This is a genomic window from Chelativorans sp., from assembly GCF_031180965.1.
Taxonomy (GTDB): domain Bacteria; phylum Pseudomonadota; class Alphaproteobacteria; order Rhizobiales; family Rhizobiaceae; genus Chelativorans.
Genome location: NZ_JAPSLH010000037.1, coordinates 18,068 through 34,905 on the forward strand (window position 1 = coordinate 18,068; position 16,838 = coordinate 34,905).

Annotated in this window: 18 protein-coding genes; 3 read left to right on the forward strand and 15 right to left on the reverse strand. The window is 60.9% G+C overall.

Annotated elements, in window-relative coordinates; genetic code table 11:
• Positions 1 to 9 precede the first annotated feature (9 nt).
• Genes RIN79_RS19660 through RIN79_RS19675 form a run of 4 tightly spaced genes read right to left on the reverse strand, consistent with a single transcriptional unit; the run spans position 10 to position 3,019 of the window.
• Entirely contained in the window at positions 10 to 354 is a 345-nt protein-coding gene (locus RIN79_RS19660) for a hypothetical protein (protein WP_309086399.1), read from the reverse strand.
• 12 nt (positions 355 to 366) lie between these two features.
• Positions 367 to 1,341, reverse strand: coding sequence for a DUF2184 domain-containing protein (locus tag RIN79_RS19665; protein ID WP_309086400.1), 975 nt, complete (start codon positions 1,339 to 1,341; stop codon positions 367 to 369).
• A 20-nt stretch (positions 1,342 to 1,361) separates the two neighbouring features.
• Complete coding sequence (locus tag RIN79_RS19670) at positions 1,362 to 1,844, reverse strand: hypothetical protein (RefSeq protein ID WP_309086401.1); 483 nt, start codon at positions 1,842 to 1,844, stop codon at positions 1,362 to 1,364.
• Positions 1,845 to 1,858: 14 nt separating this feature from the next.
• Positions 1,859 to 3,019 carry a DUF2213 domain-containing protein gene (locus tag RIN79_RS19675; RefSeq protein WP_309086402.1) on the reverse strand — a complete coding sequence of 387 codons (1,161 nt, stop codon included), beginning with the start codon at positions 3,017 to 3,019 and terminating at the stop codon, positions 1,859 to 1,861.
• Between the two features lie 359 nt (positions 3,020 to 3,378).
• On the opposite strand from RIN79_RS19675, the gene RIN79_RS19680 reads away from it, so the two are divergent.
• A complete protein-coding gene (locus tag RIN79_RS19680) occupies positions 3,379 to 3,663 on the forward strand; it encodes a hypothetical protein (protein ID WP_309086403.1) in 285 nt (94 codons plus the stop codon).
• Between the two features lie 5 nt (positions 3,664 to 3,668).
• Here the strand turns inward: RIN79_RS19680 and RIN79_RS19685 are convergent, their stop codons facing one another.
• Entirely contained in the window at positions 3,669 to 5,498 is a 1,830-nt protein-coding gene (locus RIN79_RS19685; RefSeq protein WP_309086404.1) for an anti-CBASS protein Acb1 family protein, read from the reverse strand.
• A gap of 52 nt (positions 5,499 to 5,550) precedes the next feature.
• Here RIN79_RS19685 and RIN79_RS19690 point away from each other — a divergent pair, with 52 nt between their 5' ends.
• A complete protein-coding gene (locus RIN79_RS19690; protein WP_309086405.1) occupies positions 5,551 to 5,820 on the forward strand; it encodes a hypothetical protein in 270 nt (89 codons plus the stop codon).
• Here RIN79_RS19690 and RIN79_RS19695 read toward each other — a convergent pair.
• The 3 genes from RIN79_RS19695 to RIN79_RS19705 form a co-directional block, all read right to left on the reverse strand.
• The gene (locus tag RIN79_RS19695; RefSeq protein ID WP_309086406.1) at positions 5,817 to 7,142 is read right to left on the reverse strand and encodes a terminase large subunit domain-containing protein; all 1,326 of its coding nucleotides are present in this window, start codon (positions 7,140 to 7,142) and stop codon (positions 5,817 to 5,819) included. The two genes, RIN79_RS19690 and RIN79_RS19695, sit on opposite strands and share 4 nt — an antisense overlap.
• On the reverse strand, positions 7,075 to 7,653 hold the full coding sequence (locus RIN79_RS19700; protein ID WP_309086407.1) for a terminase small subunit: 579 nt from the start codon (positions 7,651 to 7,653) through the stop codon (positions 7,075 to 7,077). The genes RIN79_RS19695 and RIN79_RS19700 overlap by 68 nt, the downstream gene beginning before the upstream one ends.
• 127 nt (positions 7,654 to 7,780) lie before the next feature.
• Complete coding sequence (locus RIN79_RS19705; protein WP_309086408.1) at positions 7,781 to 8,416, reverse strand: DUF6456 domain-containing protein; 636 nt, start codon at positions 8,414 to 8,416, stop codon at positions 7,781 to 7,783.
• 347 nt (positions 8,417 to 8,763) lie between these two features.
• On the opposite strand from RIN79_RS19705, the gene RIN79_RS19710 reads away from it, so the two are divergent.
• Positions 8,764 to 9,801 (forward strand): DUF4062 domain-containing protein, encoded by a 1,038-nt coding sequence (locus RIN79_RS19710; protein WP_309086409.1) that lies wholly within the window; start codon positions 8,764 to 8,766, stop codon positions 9,799 to 9,801.
• Here the strand turns inward: RIN79_RS19710 and RIN79_RS19715 are convergent.
• The 7 genes from RIN79_RS19715 to RIN79_RS19745 form a co-directional block, all read right to left on the reverse strand.
• Complete coding sequence (locus RIN79_RS19715; RefSeq protein ID WP_309086417.1) at positions 9,784 to 12,072, reverse strand: bifunctional DNA primase/polymerase; 2,289 nt, start codon at positions 12,070 to 12,072, stop codon at positions 9,784 to 9,786. The genes RIN79_RS19710 and RIN79_RS19715 overlap by 18 nt on opposite strands.
• 2 nt (positions 12,073 to 12,074) lie before the next feature.
• Positions 12,075 to 12,425, reverse strand: coding sequence for a hypothetical protein (locus RIN79_RS19720; protein WP_309086410.1), 351 nt, complete (start codon positions 12,423 to 12,425; stop codon positions 12,075 to 12,077).
• Entirely contained in the window at positions 12,422 to 12,754 is a 333-nt protein-coding gene (locus RIN79_RS19725; protein ID WP_309086411.1) for a helix-turn-helix domain-containing protein, read from the reverse strand. Before RIN79_RS19725 ends, RIN79_RS19720 begins: the two co-directional genes overlap by 4 nt.
• Entirely contained in the window at positions 12,751 to 14,517 is a 1,767-nt protein-coding gene (locus RIN79_RS19730; RefSeq protein ID WP_309086412.1) for a DNA cytosine methyltransferase, read from the reverse strand. Before RIN79_RS19730 ends, RIN79_RS19725 begins: the two co-directional genes overlap by 4 nt.
• The gene (locus tag RIN79_RS19735) at positions 14,514 to 16,151 is read right to left on the reverse strand and encodes a DEAD/DEAH box helicase family protein (protein ID WP_309086413.1); all 1,638 of its coding nucleotides are present in this window, start codon (positions 16,149 to 16,151) and stop codon (positions 14,514 to 14,516) included. The genes RIN79_RS19730 and RIN79_RS19735 overlap by 4 nt, the downstream gene beginning before the upstream one ends.
• The gene (locus tag RIN79_RS19740; RefSeq protein WP_309086414.1) at positions 16,148 to 16,477 is read right to left on the reverse strand and encodes a DUF4031 domain-containing protein; all 330 of its coding nucleotides are present in this window, start codon (positions 16,475 to 16,477) and stop codon (positions 16,148 to 16,150) included. Before RIN79_RS19740 ends, RIN79_RS19735 begins: the two co-directional genes overlap by 4 nt.
• Positions 16,474 to 16,838 (reverse strand): DNA methyltransferase (locus tag RIN79_RS19745; RefSeq protein WP_309086415.1); only part of this gene is annotated, 365 nt, incomplete at its 5' end. The genes RIN79_RS19745 and RIN79_RS19740, both read right to left, overlap by 4 nt.

Genomic DNA, 16,838 nt, shown 5'->3' on the forward strand with positions numbered 1-16,838 from the left:
GCCTGATCGTCACTTCTTGGCCACGTAGGCCGCCTTATCGGCGTCGGACATGGCATTGAAAGCTTCAGCATCCTCCTTCGACAGCTTCTCCACGACCTCGGCGCCGGAGGCATCGACGATCGAATAGGAGCCGCCGCCGCGGTGCTTGGCCTCGAAGGAGGGCTGGTTGGTATTCCCGCCCTTCTCCGCCTCCTTGGCCGCTGCGGAGCCGAATTTCAGGAAGGAGAGACGCTTGGCCTGCTTCTCGCCCTCCTTCGTGAACTCCACGTCCTTGGTCTCGCCGGGCCGGATATAGACCTGCCCGGTGCTGGTATTGACGCCCTGCAGCGCCTTCGAGATGTTCGTGACTTTCATGGTTGCCTCCTATCAGGCCGGGGGAGCGGAGATTTCGTCGGCATAGGCCATCGCACCCGGCAGCCGGACTTCGGTGCCGCCGGTACGGGCGATAATGCCGGTCTCCCAGCCCATGATGGACTTCTGGCGGGGCTGGAGCACCCGGCGCGGCATCGGCAGATGGAAGCGAAGCACCTCCGTGTCGCGCCGATAGGCCATCATGCGGCCGCCGCCGTCCTGGGAGGCGGTGGCGAGCTCGCGCAGCGGCTGGATGTCCAGCGCTTGGTTTGTCTCCGCCGTATAGATGTTGTTGCGGCGAAGGTACTCGAGCACGGTGATCATGCCCTCTCCGGTGCCGAGCCGCATGGTCGAGACCAGACGGAACGCGGCAGGAGGAAGGCGCAGTGTGTCGGCCCACTCGACCTCTTCGGTATTCGTGCGAATGCTGGACAGGAGATCGTTCACATCGCGGAGGATCTGATCGGCCGTCTTGTTCGCCCAGTACGTGGACGCCCCAGTGCCATCGGCGGCGACATCGGTCCGGGAGACGGCCGGGTCGTTCACCAGGCCCGTCCAGTTCTTCTCGGTCGTGCCAACCATGGCGATCGAGTTGAGCATACGCTCGACCTTATCTGCCGCCGACATCGCCTTGGTATTGTTCAGGTTGATCCCGTAAAGGGCCGCCTGATTGACCTCCTCCAGGTTCCATTCCCAGCCGGAGCCGATCATGGCGAAGTCATGGCTGGCCTGGTCTTTTGTCGCCTGGTTGAACGGCATGTCGGTGCCGGCGCCGGAAAGGAACTTCGCCTCGCCGGCGGTGTCGACGGTGAAGAACGTGGTGCCGATGGCCCACTCGTTCCCTTCCGTCACCACGGGCACATGGGCCGCGTAGTTGAAGGTCGGGTATCGACGCTGATAAATCCGCGTCTCGATGTTGCGCCCCTGCGCGATCACGAAGGGGAATGCCGCCTGCGCGTCAGCGAAAGGCTGGCGGATGATCTGGTTCATGGTGGTTGATCCTTTCGTGATCAGACGGCTGGTGCCGAGGCGCGAAGGCGCAGAGCGATCTCGACCATGGAGCCGTCGGCGCCACTGGTATCGAAGACCGCGTCAGGGATCGGTCCGACAATGTCGGTACCCGCTGCGGCGACGTAGCGGTGGTTCGTGGTGTGGTAGAACACCGGATCACCCTGGGCGACGGCGCCGCCGGCCCTGACATACATCGTGCCCATCGTCATGAAAGCGGCTGTGAAGTGCTGCGGGTAGGAATCCGGTACAAGCACGTCAGGAGGGACGGCCGGGTTCAGGACGGCGATGCCAATGAACTCTCCGCCGGCGGCGAGCGGCACCACGCCGTGGTCCCCAGTTCCACGCTGGACCGGCTGGCCGAAGCGAACGCCGAGCAGGTTCTCGACAGTCCGGCTGATCTTGTTGCACTTCTCCTCGGAAGCAATCTGGCCGTGCAGACCCTTCGCCGGAGCATTCGTGTAGGTGGTCTGGTAGGTTGCCATCGGTCAGGCCTCCCTCAGTTGGCCTTGGCCGGCTGGTGAGCGGACTGGAGGTCCTTCACCATGGCGGCATAGGCATCGGTAACGGTCTTGTCGGCGTCGTTCGCGGTCTGGAGACCGCCGGCGACGACAGTGCGGAAGGGATCGGCAGTCTTCACGTCCTTGGCGATGGCCTTGAACATGCCTGCGATCTCGGCATCGGACGCGTCCTTGACCATCTCATCGCCGAGCTTGGCCTTGACGGCTGCACGGCGGAGATCGGCATCCGACTTGCCGACGATCTCGATGCCGCTGTCGATCGCCTTCACGGTCGTGACGAGCTGCGCCCGATCCGCCGCCATACGGTCGATATCCTCCGGTTTCGGAAGCGCATCCTGCGCCTTCTTCAGGTCGGCCTTGAGGGTGCCGATCTCCTCGTCCTTCTTCGCGAGCTCGGCGTCCTTGGCCGCGATGGCCCGCTGGTGCTTCGCCTCGACATCGGCGAGCTTGGCCGCCGAGGACTCCAGGTCCTTGAGCAGCTTAGTGATGGCCTGGGCGCCCTGGTCGGTGGTCTGCACCGACAGTCCGTCCACGACCACAGTGCGAAGTGCGTCACTCATGGTGCGCGTCTCCTTGTCCATGGTTGGAGTGATCGGGGCCGGGCCCCATTGCGCCGCATCGCCGATGCGGACCTGAGAACCGGCGCGGCCGCGGGCGACGATCGCCACGTGGTTGAGCCGGATGTTCCGTTGAATGGCGTCGTAAGCTTCCCCGGTGGGCGTCTTGCCGGTGGACCAATCGAGGTCACAGGTATAGCCTGCGGAGAGTTCGCGCTTGCCCGCCTCGATATCCTGAATGGCGGCTTCATCGCTGACCATCAGGGGGACGCGGATGAAGATGCCCTCGCCCGCAACCTCGTCGCCGGTCTGGCCGACAGCGTGCTGCTTCCAATTCTGTGAGGTGACGAGATCGGCGGGATGGTCATTCGTGACCGGGCGGTGCGCAGCGCTCTTGAGCGTGGCTTCCTTGAAGACCTCATCGCGCGGTCGGTAGACCCGCACGATCGGCATCTCAGGCTTGCCTACCTCGCTCCCGAGATACGTCTGCACGCCAGTGCGAGCGATACGGGCATCGGCAACAAGATAGCCGTCCTCGCGCCGCCGGGTGCCGGCGACGACTGCTGCGTCGGTGAATTGCATGATGATTTTCCTAGATGCCCGCAGGGGATTCGATTGCTGCCCGCTTGCAGCATTCCCATGCCTTCCGGCAAAGGCGGTCGATGCGAACCGCCTCTATCCGTTTCGGAGAGCCGGCCGGATACTGCCAGAAGGGCGCGTTGCCGAAGCGCCTGCGATAGAGGCGGAAGAGCCTATATTTCCTCCGCCGCAGATGCGCGGCTACGGCCATCCAGTGCGGCCCGCATATCCACTCGCTGCAATCTGCCGTGCGCGTTCGACGGCAGAACGGAACGCAGCAGTTGATGCGTTCTGCCATAGGCTATTAGCCGGTGACTCGACACAGGGTTGCAGTTGTGGTTCGTTTCGCGCGGGAGGCAACTATGACCACATATTTCATTATCTACGACCTCAATAAAGAAGCGGAGAATTACGCCAAGAAGAACAAGGCCGTTCGGGACCGCATAAAAGAGCTGTTCTCAACCTATTGGTCCCACCTGGATTCCACATGGATCGTGGTGACCGACATGAAGGCCAAGGCAATCCGAGACGATCTCAAAACGCTTCTCGACAACAATGATGAACTGCTTGTTGCTAGCGCTGGCGGCGAAGGTGCTTGGCATGGTTTCAATGACAAGGGCAGTAAGTGGCTTAAGGACAACCTTTAGGCAGCCTAATCCGCTTTAACCTCTTCGAATATCTCCGGCCCCAGCACGATCCGGCCCTGGTAGGGCTCGACCTTGCTGAGATCGATGTCGCCGCCGATCTGGATGGAGATGTGCGGCTGATACTCCGGCCAATCCCAGGACGCGCCTGCCTCGCGGATTTCGCGATTGCGCCACACCAGCTCGTTGGCCGTGATCAGCAGCGCGACATATCGGCCGTCTTCACCAAGCCGCTCTATTTGGCGCGGGCCGCCGACGGCGATTTCCAGCTTCTCCGACCAGGACGTGCCCACCTTGAACCAATCGACCGGCTCGCGGCTGTAGGCAATCGTGACGTGGAGGTCGGGGACGATGTCTGTGAAGCCCTGCGACTTGGCCCATCGGACGATTTCCGCTCGATTGAGCACATCGCGGCGCACATACAGCGTACGCGGAGCAGCATCATTTGCGGCGCGTTGCATCCGCTGAACAGGCGCAGGCAACGGCGCTACCGCCGCGGCAACATCAACTTCATCCTCCTCCTGCTCGGAAAGCCGGCCGTATTCGTCGATGGCCGCTTCCAGCCCAGGCAGCGAGCCGTCCTCAACGAAAGCGTTCACCAGCGCATCGCTCAGCGCATCAATAGGCATGAGAGGCTGGGACTGACCGTTCCCGGCGATCGCCCTCGCCGCGTCAGCCTTCAGCTTGAAGATGTCGGCCTTTTCCTTGTCTGACATCTGCCAGAGCGGCGCCCATTCGTAGTAAATGTCGGTCGGCCGACTGCCGAGCGCCGAGCGGATCAGCGCCTCGTCCATACGATGCATGGCGGGCGTCATGATGATCGACTGTTCTGACGAAAGCCGGTCGTAATAGTTCCGGAGGTCGCTCTCGCCCGTCGCGTTCATACCTGCGGGGGACTGCCCCAGCAATCGGGTCGCCGGAATATCGGCCGCACCGGAAACGATCTGCAGGAACCTGTCGAGCACGTCGGGCAGTGTGGAGAAATTCGCCGACTTGCTCTCGTATTCCTCTTCCTTGTCAAGCAACAGCGTGCCGTTGATGCCCTTGGCCGTGTTCGCGAGGGCGTAGCGGTTGATGATCTTATTCTGGTATTCATCTTTGCCCAGCGAGGCCATGAAATTGGGCACGCGGATGATGTCGATCTTGGCCTCGAATACGAGGCTGGCAATGTTTGCCGCAGTGCCGTCGGCCTGCTTGATCGCCTCCATGACCGACAGCAATACGCTATCGCCCCAGGCGAGATCACCACCTCCGATCAGATCGACGTCCGGTTGAGGATTACCAGAAAAGATCACTAGGCGGGACGGATGAATATCGACCTGAACCTTGTCTCCGGTGGTGAGCTGATAGACCTTCGGTCGGCCGTAGAATTCGCTCTCGACGTCTCGGTCGATCTCGCCAGCCTTCAACACACGGCGGGTGAGGACGGTGAGGTGGCGGATGCCTTGTTTCCTGACCCGCTCTACATCGAGTGGCTCGGCTAGATTCTGATCACCGGTGCCAATGTGGATAGCCGCACCGCCCCAAAGCCGCGCCTTTATCCTCGCCTCGAGCACCTTTCCTTGGACGTCGAGGCGCCGCTCTTCGGCTTCGATTGCCTCGATCTGGTTGGCCTCGGCCTGCCAGTCGCGCCACGCCCGCACGCTATCGAATGCCGGAATGTCAACAATCTTCCGCGGCAGCCAGGCACCGCGATAAGCGTTGAGCAGCTGCTCATCGGTTAGGATCGGCACGGCATAGTAGCTGCTCGCCGCCTTGTCCCGATCCGTCCCCATCCGCGAGACGAGATTGGTCAGGTTGTCAGCGAGATAGCCGACGAAATTCACAACCGCGCCCATAGACAATTCCTAGCCGTTGCGATTTCCTCCTCAAAAGGAAGGGGAGGCATGAATGCGCTATTTGATTGCGGTCGGGCTACTGCTGGCGGCGCCCAAGGGCGCGCAAGCAGCATACTGCAGTGAACCGTCAGCACCGTATTGCGCCGAGCAATATGGTGAGTTTGATGATGGGTATGAGTTCGAGCGCTGTAAGAGCGAGATGGAAAGCTACCGGGCCGACGTCGAGAGCTACCTTGATTGCCTTCGCGAGGCATCAGAGCAAGCCCTTAGCGAATACAACGATGCCGTCGAAAGCTTCAATCGGAGAGCGCGAGGTTACTAGACGTTAGCCAGGGTGAATGTGGAGCCGTCGACCAGCAATTCGCTTAGCGCCCATACAAGCGCATCTGCCCGGTCAGGACTGCCCTCACCCGAGAACCCCTCCGGCGCGATCATGCAGAGCTGGTCCTCGAGCTCAGCAAAAGAGCCGACATGCGAGACGCGGCCTTGCTCGTAGAGCGCTGCTACCGGCTCAGCCCGCGCCACCTTCCCGCGCGATGCCGTCACTTCCTTGAACGGCACGGTCGGCTCGGTGGTCCTGATGACGTGCTCGACCATCGCGCCGCCGAAGTTTCGCTCGGCGATGATCCGATCGGCGCTGAACTCGTGGAATGCGGAGACTGCCCTCTTCCCCCATCCGGCCGGTGACAGCTTGCAGGTGCGATCGGCCAGGACATAGCCGCGGCCGTCGATCCCCTTCCCTGCCACAACGATGCCGATGTCGTCGCCATCATCGGACTGCCCGCGCGTGCCGGAAGGGTCGATCGACACGACCACGCGCACCATCTCCGGCGCTTCCCGAACCCGGTGCTTGTCGATCTGGTCGCGCATCCAGAGCGCGCCCGGCAGATCATCGAGGATCTCGGCGTTCAACTCCTGCCGGCCAAGCCGTGTGCCCTCGTATTTCGAGACCACCTGCGTCAGGAACGATGGGGCAAGGTTTGCCCGATTGTCGAAGGTGCTACCCTTCGTCACCGCCGTTGTGGGCGACGCCAGAATCTCCTTCAGGACAGGTATTGGCCTCGGCGTCGTCGTAATGATCTGCTTCGGGCCATTTCCTAGCCGAAGCCCGAATTGCAGCTGATCCCAGGTCTCCCTGGCGTACCGCCATTTCGCAAGCTCGTCGCAGAACGCGGCGTCATGTTGCGGCCCTCGCAGCTGATCGGGTTCAACCGCATTGTAGAGTGTTGCGACCGCACCGTTAGGCCACGTCAGGCGCCTCTTGCTGGGCTCATAATGAGGCCGGAAATCAACCGGGTGTACACTCAGGATGCCGCTGTCACCCTCGACGAGGACGTCACGCGCATCGGCAGCGGTCTCGGCGATGATCGCGATGCGATGGTGCGAGCCTGCAGCGAGCGGAGTTGGGCCGCACGCTATGGACCGTACCCACTCACTGCCGCACCGTGTCTTGCCGAAGCCTCGCCCCGCGAGGACAAGCCATGTCAGCCAGTCCCCAGGCGGCGGCAGTTGGTTAGGCCTTGCCCAAAACGGCCAATGGTAGGCGAGATAAGCCCGCGTTTCCGGCGGCAGAGACTTAAGCGCCGCCTCCCTCTCCCGCTCGGGTAGCGAGGCGAGCAATTGCGCTGGTGAAGCGTTCTGCATCCTCGCTCACCTTGTGCTCGTGCTCGATCGGGCCTCCGTTAGGACCGGAATGGCCAAGCTGCTCGCGGAAGGCCTGCACCTCCACATGCTTGCCGATAAGCTCGATGCGCTTGACCCGGTCCGAGAGTTTGATCTTTCGCACCAATCCGACCACAGCGCCCTCTGACCTGATCTCCTCGACATCCACGCCAGCAACGAGGCCTTTTCGCCAGACCGGAGGCCAGTCGCGCACCGGCTTCAGTGCGCCGTGCTCATCGTAGAGATCGGCAAGGTCGGCATCAGCCTCTTCAGCGAGGCGGCGCAGAACCCAGTCGGCGTCGATCCTGGTCCGCTCGGACCGAGCTGCCTGACCCTCAGCCACGGCGGCGGAAACACTAGCTTTTGCTAACAGCCGCGCGCCCTGCTCATTGGCGGTACGCGGGCTATAGCCGGCCCTGATCGCCGCCTGCGTCGCGTTGAGATCGATCAGGTACTCATCGACGAAGCGGCGCTGCTTGTCGGTGAGCGTCATTGTTCCGGTCCGGATGTTTTGGGAAGTAGGCGCAAATCAGCACCATGACGAATGTGTAAGGGGTTTCTGGCAGAAAGGTCTAGTGGCCGAAGGTGAAGGGCGATTTCATTTTTTACCCTTTCTCCCGTCACAGAAACCGGAAGTGCATCGCGACGGCCCGAAGGTCCTGGTGCAGCACAGCAGCCATGTCCCGGTCAGATTGCCCGTGTTTGCGGGCGAGTGACGCCGCGGTCTCGCCGATGACGCAATAGGAGATCAGGCGTTCGGCGGAATAGCGACCAATCTCCCTGACGGCATCGCTCACCTTCTGCTGCGCGTCCAGGCGCGAATCGGACTTCCCTGCCGGGTAGCCCGCCATGGTACCGCGAAGAAAATCGGCGCTGCTGGCGATCGCTATGCCGGCCCGTTCCCAGAGTTGGGCGAAATGACTGCCGGCATGGTAGAGCGCCGATTGCTTGTCCCGGCCGTAGCGCCACTCAAACGTCCCTGGCCTGGACCGCACGGCCTGCACAAGTGTCCTGGCGCGCTGGCCCTGCAGGTCTCGAACCTTTACGCTCGAGACCTTCGCCCCCTCCTTGCCGCCATCCTCGCCAATGAGACGCGCAACGCTTCGTTGCTCGCGACGAAGTTCCCGCTGTGCCGCGGCACGGTCGACAGGAGTTCTCTCAGGCGAATTGAGGACGAGGCCCCGGCATTCTCGCCTGGCCTTTAGATCGATGCGCCTTCCGCCATCGATGCGAATGGAGGGTAATTTCTTTTCCATGCGGCCTTTCCCAGGGTGGCGGACCTGAGGGAATGGCCACGGCAGGACGGGGATAGAGATACGGTTATTCGGGCGGAGGGGTCAACTGTTTCCACTGTTTCCCGACTTCATATAACCATCCCCATTTTGCACGTCATACAGGTTGTGCTACTCAACCTTTTCGGGAAAACCTGATTCAGGATGGAAACAGTGGAAACAGTGGAAACAGTTGATGATGATTTTGATTTTAAAGGATATTTATAGCTGAACAGTTTCCGTAACTGTTTCCACTGTTTCCATAAGCATTAGCTTATCTGTTTCCGGATTTTGGAAACTGTTGGAAACGGTGCCAATCGGAGAAATTCACCTTGTCGTATTCAGTTCGGTATCAGGTATTCGTCAGCTCCACGTTCACCGATCTAGTGGAAGAACGCGCTGAGGTAATTCAGGCAATCTGGGAACTAGATTGTATCCCCACCGGCATGGAGGCTTTTGTTGCTTCCAATGAGAGCCAATGGGACGTGATCAAGCGCGTCATCGACGAATGCGATTACTACGTCCTGATTATTGGAGGGCGCTATGGCTCTGTCACCGGTGAAGGGATCAGCTACACCGAAAAGGAGTACCGCTATGCCAAGAAAATAGGAATTCCTGTGTTAGCGTTCGTCCATGCCAATCCGGATGAAATACCCTCGGGAAAGTCAGAACGTGATGAAGCATCAAGGAAAAAGCTCGAGGCGTTCCGTGCAGAAGTTATGAAGGATCATCCAGTAAGAAATTGGTCCTCAGCTTCAGAGCTCGGTGGCCTTGTGTCGAGATCCCTAGTGCGGGAAATGAAAGTTAGCCCAAGACCAGGTTGGATTCGAAATGATGGATCATCTCCAATCGCGCTACTAGAACAAATCAACAAGCTCACAGAAGAAAATCGTGAGCTTCGCAATGATCTTGAAAAGCAAATGATAGACATTGATGATGACACTTTGCAATCAGGATCTGACAAGATAACCTTGTCTGGATCGCGAAAAATAGCAACTCCAGGAAATTACTTTGGAAATACTGAGATGTGGACTGCCGATGTTTCTTGGGATGACATATTTCGCGATATTGGTCCGTCGCTAATCAACGAAGCAACTGAAGTCACGCTAAGAAATTTAATCGCTCGTTTCCACGTTTTCGACCCTGTCCCAAAAGGGCATACATTCAAAGGTGACGACAGAATCGACCTTGAAGTATGGAATGAGATACTTATTCAGTTTCGCGCGCTGGGCTATATCGAGCAAGGCATTAAGAAGCGCGGCGTAAATGACCGGAATAGTTATTGGCGCATCACCCCAAAAGGAGATCGTCATCTTGTAAGTTTGCTTGCTCGACGCAAGAGAAGTACGGATTCAGAGCTTTTGGCTTAGTACATACCCCGCAGCATCCGGCCCCGATGCTGACCTAATCGTGCACCTCTCCAGCTGACCAGACTCGCACATCATGCTGATTAGGTCGCGCAGCTCCCTCGCCTTCACACCATGGCGCAGGGCATACAGCAAATCCTTGTGCTTCACCCTTCCGCCCCGCGCCTTGATGATTCGCAACACCTTCTGCGCGTTGGCCTGGTTCTCATTCTCCGCCATGTAGTCGGCCGCGCCGTCCGCCATCATCTTCGCTGAGCGCAGGGCGAGATCGATCCCGAAATCTAAATCGCTCTTCCGTACCTGGTCGTCGTCCAGGCGGCCTATCGCGACGATGGTCGCGATCCTCAGCGCCATCTCGACAGTGCGGGCATAGAAGGCGCCGCGCTCTGCCTCTTTCCGCATAAGATCATCGATCTCGGCCGAGAAGGCCTTGTACCGGTCGTGAGCCCCATCAGGGCACCAGGGGATTTCCCGCAATTGCCCCGCCATGGCCGGATCGGAATTCGGATCATTGCGGAAGGCCGAGGAAAGATCTCCGGAGCGGTAGTAAATCAGTTGGAGATCGTTGACGATGTCGACCGGAACGACGGCAGGATCACGTTGTGGGTCCTGCTCTGCCACTCTGCCGCGGCCGTTGAGAAGCAGGAAACGGTTCAGCGTCCCATCCTCCAGGCTCGCACCCTCCATGGAAGAGTAAAACTGTTCCGGCGTGGAAGCGCCAAACAACGTTATAGCAGGGCTATAGACGGTTTGGCTCTCCTTCTGAGCCCATTCCGGGGTAGCGTACGGGGCGAAGGATGAGGACCAGAGCGTCCTCAGCACCTTCGAGATCGCGCCTTCGAACCCGCTCGCCCTCTTGCTGTTGATCCTCTTCATGAAGCCGCCGAACTCATCCATGGCGCAGACCGCGAGCGGCTTACGCATGATGAAGTTCACCACGGCTGGCATGGAGATGAACTCGGACGGGCCGAGATGCAGCCCCAGCTTAGCCGCTGTCATGGCGCGACCGATCTGCTGTAGCGGATGATCCTTGCCGGTACCGGTAGGAGCGAGGCCAAGGATGTAGAGGTGCGTCCCGCTTCTCGTTGGACCGCAGAACTGGCGCCCGGCCGCAGTTCCTACGATGGCCAGCGCTGCGCCTATCGCGAGCTCGGGCTGCGGCTTTCGAGCGGTCTGGACTATCCAGCCGGCCAGGTCGCCGACGAGGCCGGGAGGGTATATGTCGGGGTGAGCGGTTCGCTGGGATACCGAAATCTCGGTATTGACGATCTCCCCGGTTTCGGCATCGGCCAGTGTTCCGTCGTGGTTCTCGATCAGCCGGCGCGCCGCTGCGGCGGCTTCGAGGGGGTCCACCTGCGGCACCTTGTGCTTGAGGGCGATGGCGGAAAGGTCAGCCCCATGTTCGCGGGCGATCTGTGCGAGAGTGCGGCCAGTTATGCCGCTGCGCTTGAAGGATCGCCACTTCTTCTCGATCTCCTTCGACCCCGGATATTTGACGCCGCCCTTCGATGACCACGCATCGGCGATAGCCAGCCCTTCGCCGCCTGTGGCGGCATGGATGGCCATAAGCACGGAAACCCAGTCGTGATAGCCGCAGTTGGCCGGGATGTAGGAAAGCAGCTCCTCGATTTCGGCAGTCGAGGGGTGATTTTCAACCGTTTGGGCACCACCTCCTGATCCTTGTGGCACAAGGCTTTGAGGTTGATTTCGTCCTGCTTCGGCACCACCCCTTCTTGCCTCCAGCAATTCCGAAAGCCAGGTCGGCAGTTCGGGCGCCTCGGCAATATCGCCGAAGACCTCGTACAGCCGCCCGTCCTGCATCACGGTGCCCGGTGCGATGACGTAGCCGCCATGGCCGCGAACGTCCACGCCGGCGGGCAGCGCCCCGGCAGAGTTCCCATGCCTCTTCCCTGGTGGCTGGCGATAGAAGAAATGGGTGCCCTCATTGGGAGTGGCAGCGAGCGGCACGCCGTGCGGCTCATAACCGACCTTGGCCATGAGCTCGCCGAGGGCTGAGACGCCGTCATGCTCTCCGTGCCGATCGGCATCAATGACGAGAAGGTTGGATTTAGCCAGATCGAGCCCGATCGCCGCTTCGGGCCACTTCTTCCACCATTGCAGGATCTGCGGCTCGGCAGTCGTCGAGGCGTCACGCCACTTGATGAATGGCATGGGCTGCTTCGCCTTCGACCCTCCGGAATGGCAGGGAAAGACGGCAAACCCGGCGCGCGCCAGGCGCAGGGCGGTATCGAGATTTGACGACAGATGCGTCACGCTCAAAACGGCGCCTCGTCCTTCAGGCCAGCGATCAGCGCCTTCCGGTATCCCGCAACGATGCGGCGGCAAAATTCAAACCACTCGTCAGGGGTGAGGCTCGATAAGGGAGAGTCCCCCTTCCCGATCTGGTCCAGGAAGGAACCGCCCTCGTCACCACCTTTGCCGGCAGCAAGCGATTCCAGGCGCGAAAATGTCTCCTGCTTCATCGTGTAACTGTCCTTCGCGATCTGAAGGCATTCCGGATCATCGCAGACCCAGAGCACCGTCTGACCGGTCCTCGGCGCATAGCCAAAGCCGGTCGCGACGCGGCCGCAGCACCCACAGATCGCATCTTCGAAACGGTTGATCATTGAAGCGGCTCCAGCTTGTACGAGGCCCGGTTGCCGCGGCCCGTCGGACCCCTCGGAATGGTCCAGCCATACAGGGCTAGCTTGTCGCGAAGCCGTGAGAGCTGGACGTTAAGGGCGGTGCGAGCGTTCTCCGGCTCGTGCGAACCGCTATAGATGCGCTCGATCAAAAATTCGGCCGGGACGGATCGGGGATATGCCTCGGCGAGCGCATTGACGATCGTGCGCGGTACCGTGGCTAGCGGAGCGGCGTCGAGCGCTTCTATGGGCGCCCTGCCCGCGTTTATGGGTTGGCCGCAGCAGGGGCAGTGACGAGGCGTATGGAATGTCATTCCGCCGCCTCCCGAAACGAAGTTTCCTCGGCGACGCGCCGCTTCGGTGCTGCATCAGCCATGATCGCGCCGACGCACGCCTTCATTTTCGCGACCGAGACGGCATTGCCGATCTGCTTGATCTTCTCGGTTTTTGTCCCGGCGAATTCGTATTCCTGATCTTCGGTGTTGAAGCCCATGGCAGCCGCCAACTCGTGCGGCTCGAGCATGCGAAACAGGATGTCGTATTGCGGCGTGGCCTCGACCAGATTAACGCGGCCGCTGGCGCACAGCGTCGGCGTCGGCTCATCTACGTTGTGCACCCGCGGCGCCTGACCTTCGCGCTCGCCGAACTGTGCCGCGATGAAGGCGAGCTCGCCTCGGTTGGCGGTTGTGATGGTGGGAAGCGGATCGGCCTCGACGTCGCGGGCGCGATCACTGCCGTCCGCGTGTGTGATCGGCACGACCATACCGAAGCGGCCCTTGGTCGTGATCGGCGGCAGCGGGTCGTCGGCCGTGAAGCACGGAGGCGGGGCTCCAGCCTCGATCTGCCATCCGTTGCCGTAGTAGGGCGAAATCAGAACATGGCTGTGCTTCGCCACCTGCGTCGGTGTTGGCTCGCTCACCGGTCGCGGCGCGCCTTCCCCCTGACGGGAGAGCATGAAGGGTTCGACGAGGTAGCCGCCGCCGTCGCAGTTCGATGTCGGCGTCGGCTCATCCACGGAATGGGCGCGGGTCTCACCGTAGCCGTCGCCGTGGCGATTTAGAATGAAAGGCTCGATGAGCATCGGCCGGGCGCAGCCCTGGCGCTCCTCGGCCGCTGCCCCTCCGGTTGTGATCGTCGGAAGGGGGTCGCCGACGGATCGCGCCGCGCCGCTGTTGTGCTGCGAGAGCAAGATTGGCTCGGCGAGGCCAATATGGTTACCGTTTGCCGCGATCGTCGGCAGCGGTGCGTCCACCGATTGCCCCGCCATATGCTGGCGCAGGATGACCAGGAACGGCTCCGGCCAACCAAATTTCTGTGCGCCGGCATAGATTCTCGCCAGCGTCTTCGGCGCCAGAGGCTTCTTGCGGTTGAAGATCGACTTGCCCTTGATCGACCAATCGATGATCTCGCGCGCGGGACGCCATGGTTTGGCATCGGAGAACAGCTCTCCGTAACTGCTGCTCCCATGGCGTTTGCGGTGGGTCGGCATCGGCCACGCGACCTTCCGTCTATCCGAGCGAGCCATAAGGATGAAGCGCTGCCGCGTTGTGGCATCGCCGTAGTCTGCTGCGTTCAGCTTCCGCCATTCCGGTTCAAAGCCGAGGCGCTTGATCGTCTCGATCCAGGCGTAAAAATACTCGCCCTTGCGGGATTTAATTGGCTTACCGGTCCGTAGGTCGACTGGCCCCCAGCCGATGAACTCCCACACGTTCTCGATGATGATGCGCTTTACCCTTAGCTCCGTCAGCCAAGTGATGATGTGCCATGGGTCGGAGCGCTGCTGATCCGATGTCGGCTTGCCGCCGCGCGCGACGCTATGATGCGTGCAAGTCGGCGATGCCATCAGCAGGTCGAGATAGCCTTCGGGAACGATCAGGTGCGGCCGGACGGTGGCGATATCCTGGACGTAGTGCCGCGCCTCCGGATGATTGCGCTTATGCGTCTCTATGGCGACGCCCCAGTGGTTGACGCATACCAGCTCCATTTCGAGCCCAAGTTCGGCGAGCGCCCGCTGACAACCGGTGGAGGAGCCGCCAGCACCACAGAGGAGGTCGGCGACGAGCATCTTTCGCTTCATGCCGCCCTCCCATTAGCGGCGGGAAAGGAGCGGCCCACCACATCAAAATATTTCCGGTTCTTAAGGCTCGGCCGCACGCTGATGGTGGCGGGCATTGTGAGCTCGCCCCCTTCCCACCTCTCCAATGCTTCGGACGTGCTCTTCGGTAGAGGCGTGGCGCCGCCATGGTTGATCCACCACTGGCAGGCCCGCTGCCTCCAGTTGCCGCCCCATTCAAAGGCAAGCCACTCGTAATAGCTGTTCAGCCCGGCGAAGTAGGTGACCCGTACGGAGTCCGGTGACCCGATCTTCTCATGCCGGTCAAATCGCCAGTCGACGACGGGCACCATCTGCGGCGGCACCGCTTCGGTGCTTAGGATGCCGACTTCGGATTCCGCCTCGGCCTGGTGCTTGGGCTTCTCCTCACGCGGCCATTCGTGGCCACAGACCTTGCACGACGATGCGTTAAGCGCGGCCAGGGATTGGCACTGTGGGCACTCCTTCGCCCGAACGCTATCGACTGCCACCTTTCCATCGTCGCCGGAGGATTTCCCTTTTGGCATGACGGAGACAGCGTCAACCGGCCCATGGCGCCGGACATTGCCGGCGAAATCGAGGACAAGGCAGTTTTCCTTGCCCTGCGCCAATCGTGTGCCCCTGCCGACGATTTGGACATAGAGGCTGGTGGACAGTGTCGGCCTCAGCATCGCGACCAGGTCGACCTGCGGCGCGTCGAACCCAGTGGTAAGCACCTGGGCATTGGTCAGGCAGCGGATTTGGCCGGCTTTGAAGCGGCGGATGATGGAGTCCCGTTCACCGGTGGGAGTCTCGCCACTCACCATTTCGCAGGAGATGCCGTGCGCCTTGATTGCGTCCCGCGTGCGAGCGGCGTTGCCAACACCGGAACAGAACACCAGCCAGGAGCGGCGGTTCTCGCCAAAGCGAACCAGCTCACGAACTGCCTCGATCGTAACCTTGTCCGCTGCGGTTTCGAGCGCGCCCGCGACGAATTCTCCGCCCCGGCGCTGCACATTGGAAACATCGATCTCTGTTGCAGAGGCTTTGGAAATCAGCGGCGACAGATAGCCGTCGGCGATACCTTCGCCGATGCCGTAGGAATATACCGTCTTATCGAACAGCCGATCGCTGCCGTCATCCAGGCGTCCACTGTCGAGCCGATAAGGGGTAGCTGTGAAGCCGGCCACGCGCAGGTCTGGAGTGACAGAGCGGAGATCCTCGAGCAGCTTGCGGTACATGCCATTTCCTGCGCTCGGCACAAGATGCGCCTCATCGATCAGGATCAGGTCGCGTCGGCCGAGCGCAGCGGCCTTGCGGTAGACGGACTGGATCGAGGCAAAGGTAATGCGATGGTGTGCGTCTCGCTTGCCGAGCCCGGCGCTGTAGAGCCCGATTGGTGCGTCGGGCCAAAGCTTCAGCACGGCCGTGAAGTTCTGCTCCACCAGCTCGCGCACGTGGACCAGCATGAGCACTCGCAACGTGGGGAATGTATTGAGCAACCCCTTCGTCAGTTCGGCAATGACGAGCGACTTGCCGGTACCGGTAGCGAGATCGACCAGCGGGTTGCCTCCGCCGGTCTGCCAGAAATCAAGGACGGCCTGGATTGCTTCGGATTGGTACGGGCGGAGCTGGATCATTGCCGTGCCTCCGCTCGAAGCCGGGCGATCCGATCCAGCATTGCTTGGTTGCCCCTTAGCCGGGCGGTATATTCCACAGGGCCATATCGGTCAGTTTCGACTGCGCCATAGCTGACAGCCAGGCGTCGCTTGGATCGGGCGATGTCGAAATGCTCCCAGGAAGCGTTCATCCCTGGAAGACCAATCCCCGGCGGCCGCTGGAACCATTTACGCTGCACGCCGATCCTATCGGCCACGGCAAACAGCTCTTCGCGGGTATCCGCCCACATGTGACACATGAGCATTCGCCCGAAGGGTGCTCTCATATCGTCGACGTAGACGCTCATGCCGCCGCTCCCTCGAAGAGGTCGCCGGTCGCCTTATTCTTTTCGGCGCGCTGGAGGTTCCGGACGGCAAGCTGGAAATACTCCGGCTTCAACTCTGTCCCGATGAAGCGACGCCCGTGGCGGACGCTCTCGTATCCTTCTGAACCGATGCCCATGAAGGGCGAATAAACTGTCTCGCCGTCGTTCGTGTATTGCAGGACGAGGCGACGCGTCAGATCGAGCGGCATCGGACACAGATGCCGCTCCTCATCACCCTTCGCCCCGACATTAAGAACGTCGGTCTCGCGGGTGTTCATCCACACCGGCGAAGCCCACTCCTGCCAGACCTCCAACGGGAAGCGCTCCGGTGGATGGACCACCG

What these genes read in the sequence shown, in the direction of transcription:
- RIN79_RS19660 (WP_309086399.1), bottom strand. Translation starts at nt 354, where the DNA reads ATGAAAGTCACGAACATCTCGAAGGCGCTGCAGGGCGTCAATACCAGC.
- RIN79_RS19665 (WP_309086400.1), bottom strand. Translation starts at nt 1,341, where the DNA reads ATGAACCAGATCATCCGCCAGCCTTTCGCTGACGCGCAGGCGGCATTC.
- RIN79_RS19670 (WP_309086401.1), bottom strand. Translation starts at nt 1,844, where the DNA reads ATGGCAACCTACCAGACCACCTACACGAATGCTCCGGCGAAGGGTCTG.
- RIN79_RS19675 (WP_309086402.1), bottom strand. Translation starts at nt 3,019, where the DNA reads ATGCAATTCACCGACGCAGCAGTCGTCGCCGGCACCCGGCGGCGCGAG.
- RIN79_RS19680 (WP_309086403.1), top strand. Translation starts at nt 3,379, where the DNA reads ATGACCACATATTTCATTATCTACGACCTCAATAAAGAAGCGGAGAAT.
- RIN79_RS19685 (WP_309086404.1), bottom strand. Translation starts at nt 5,498, where the DNA reads ATGGGCGCGGTTGTGAATTTCGTCGGCTATCTCGCTGACAACCTGACC.
- RIN79_RS19690 (WP_309086405.1), top strand. Translation starts at nt 5,551, where the DNA reads ATGCGCTATTTGATTGCGGTCGGGCTACTGCTGGCGGCGCCCAAGGGC.
- RIN79_RS19695 (WP_309086406.1), bottom strand. Translation starts at nt 7,142, where the DNA reads ATGCAGAACGCTTCACCAGCGCAATTGCTCGCCTCGCTACCCGAGCGG.
- RIN79_RS19700 (WP_309086407.1), bottom strand. Translation starts at nt 7,653, where the DNA reads ATGACGCTCACCGACAAGCAGCGCCGCTTCGTCGATGAGTACCTGATC.
- RIN79_RS19705 (WP_309086408.1), bottom strand. Translation starts at nt 8,416, where the DNA reads ATGGAAAAGAAATTACCCTCCATTCGCATCGATGGCGGAAGGCGCATC.
- RIN79_RS19720 (WP_309086410.1), bottom strand. Translation starts at nt 12,425, where the DNA reads ATGATCAACCGTTTCGAAGATGCGATCTGTGGGTGCTGCGGCCGCGTC.
- RIN79_RS19725 (WP_309086411.1), bottom strand. Translation starts at nt 12,754, where the DNA reads ATGACATTCCATACGCCTCGTCACTGCCCCTGCTGCGGCCAACCCATA.
- RIN79_RS19730 (WP_309086412.1), bottom strand. Translation starts at nt 14,517, where the DNA reads ATGAAGCGAAAGATGCTCGTCGCCGACCTCCTCTGTGGTGCTGGCGGC.
- RIN79_RS19735 (WP_309086413.1), bottom strand. Translation starts at nt 16,151, where the DNA reads ATGATCCAGCTCCGCCCGTACCAATCCGAAGCAATCCAGGCCGTCCTT.
- RIN79_RS19740 (WP_309086414.1), bottom strand. Translation starts at nt 16,477, where the DNA reads ATGAGCGTCTACGTCGACGATATGAGAGCACCCTTCGGGCGAATGCTC.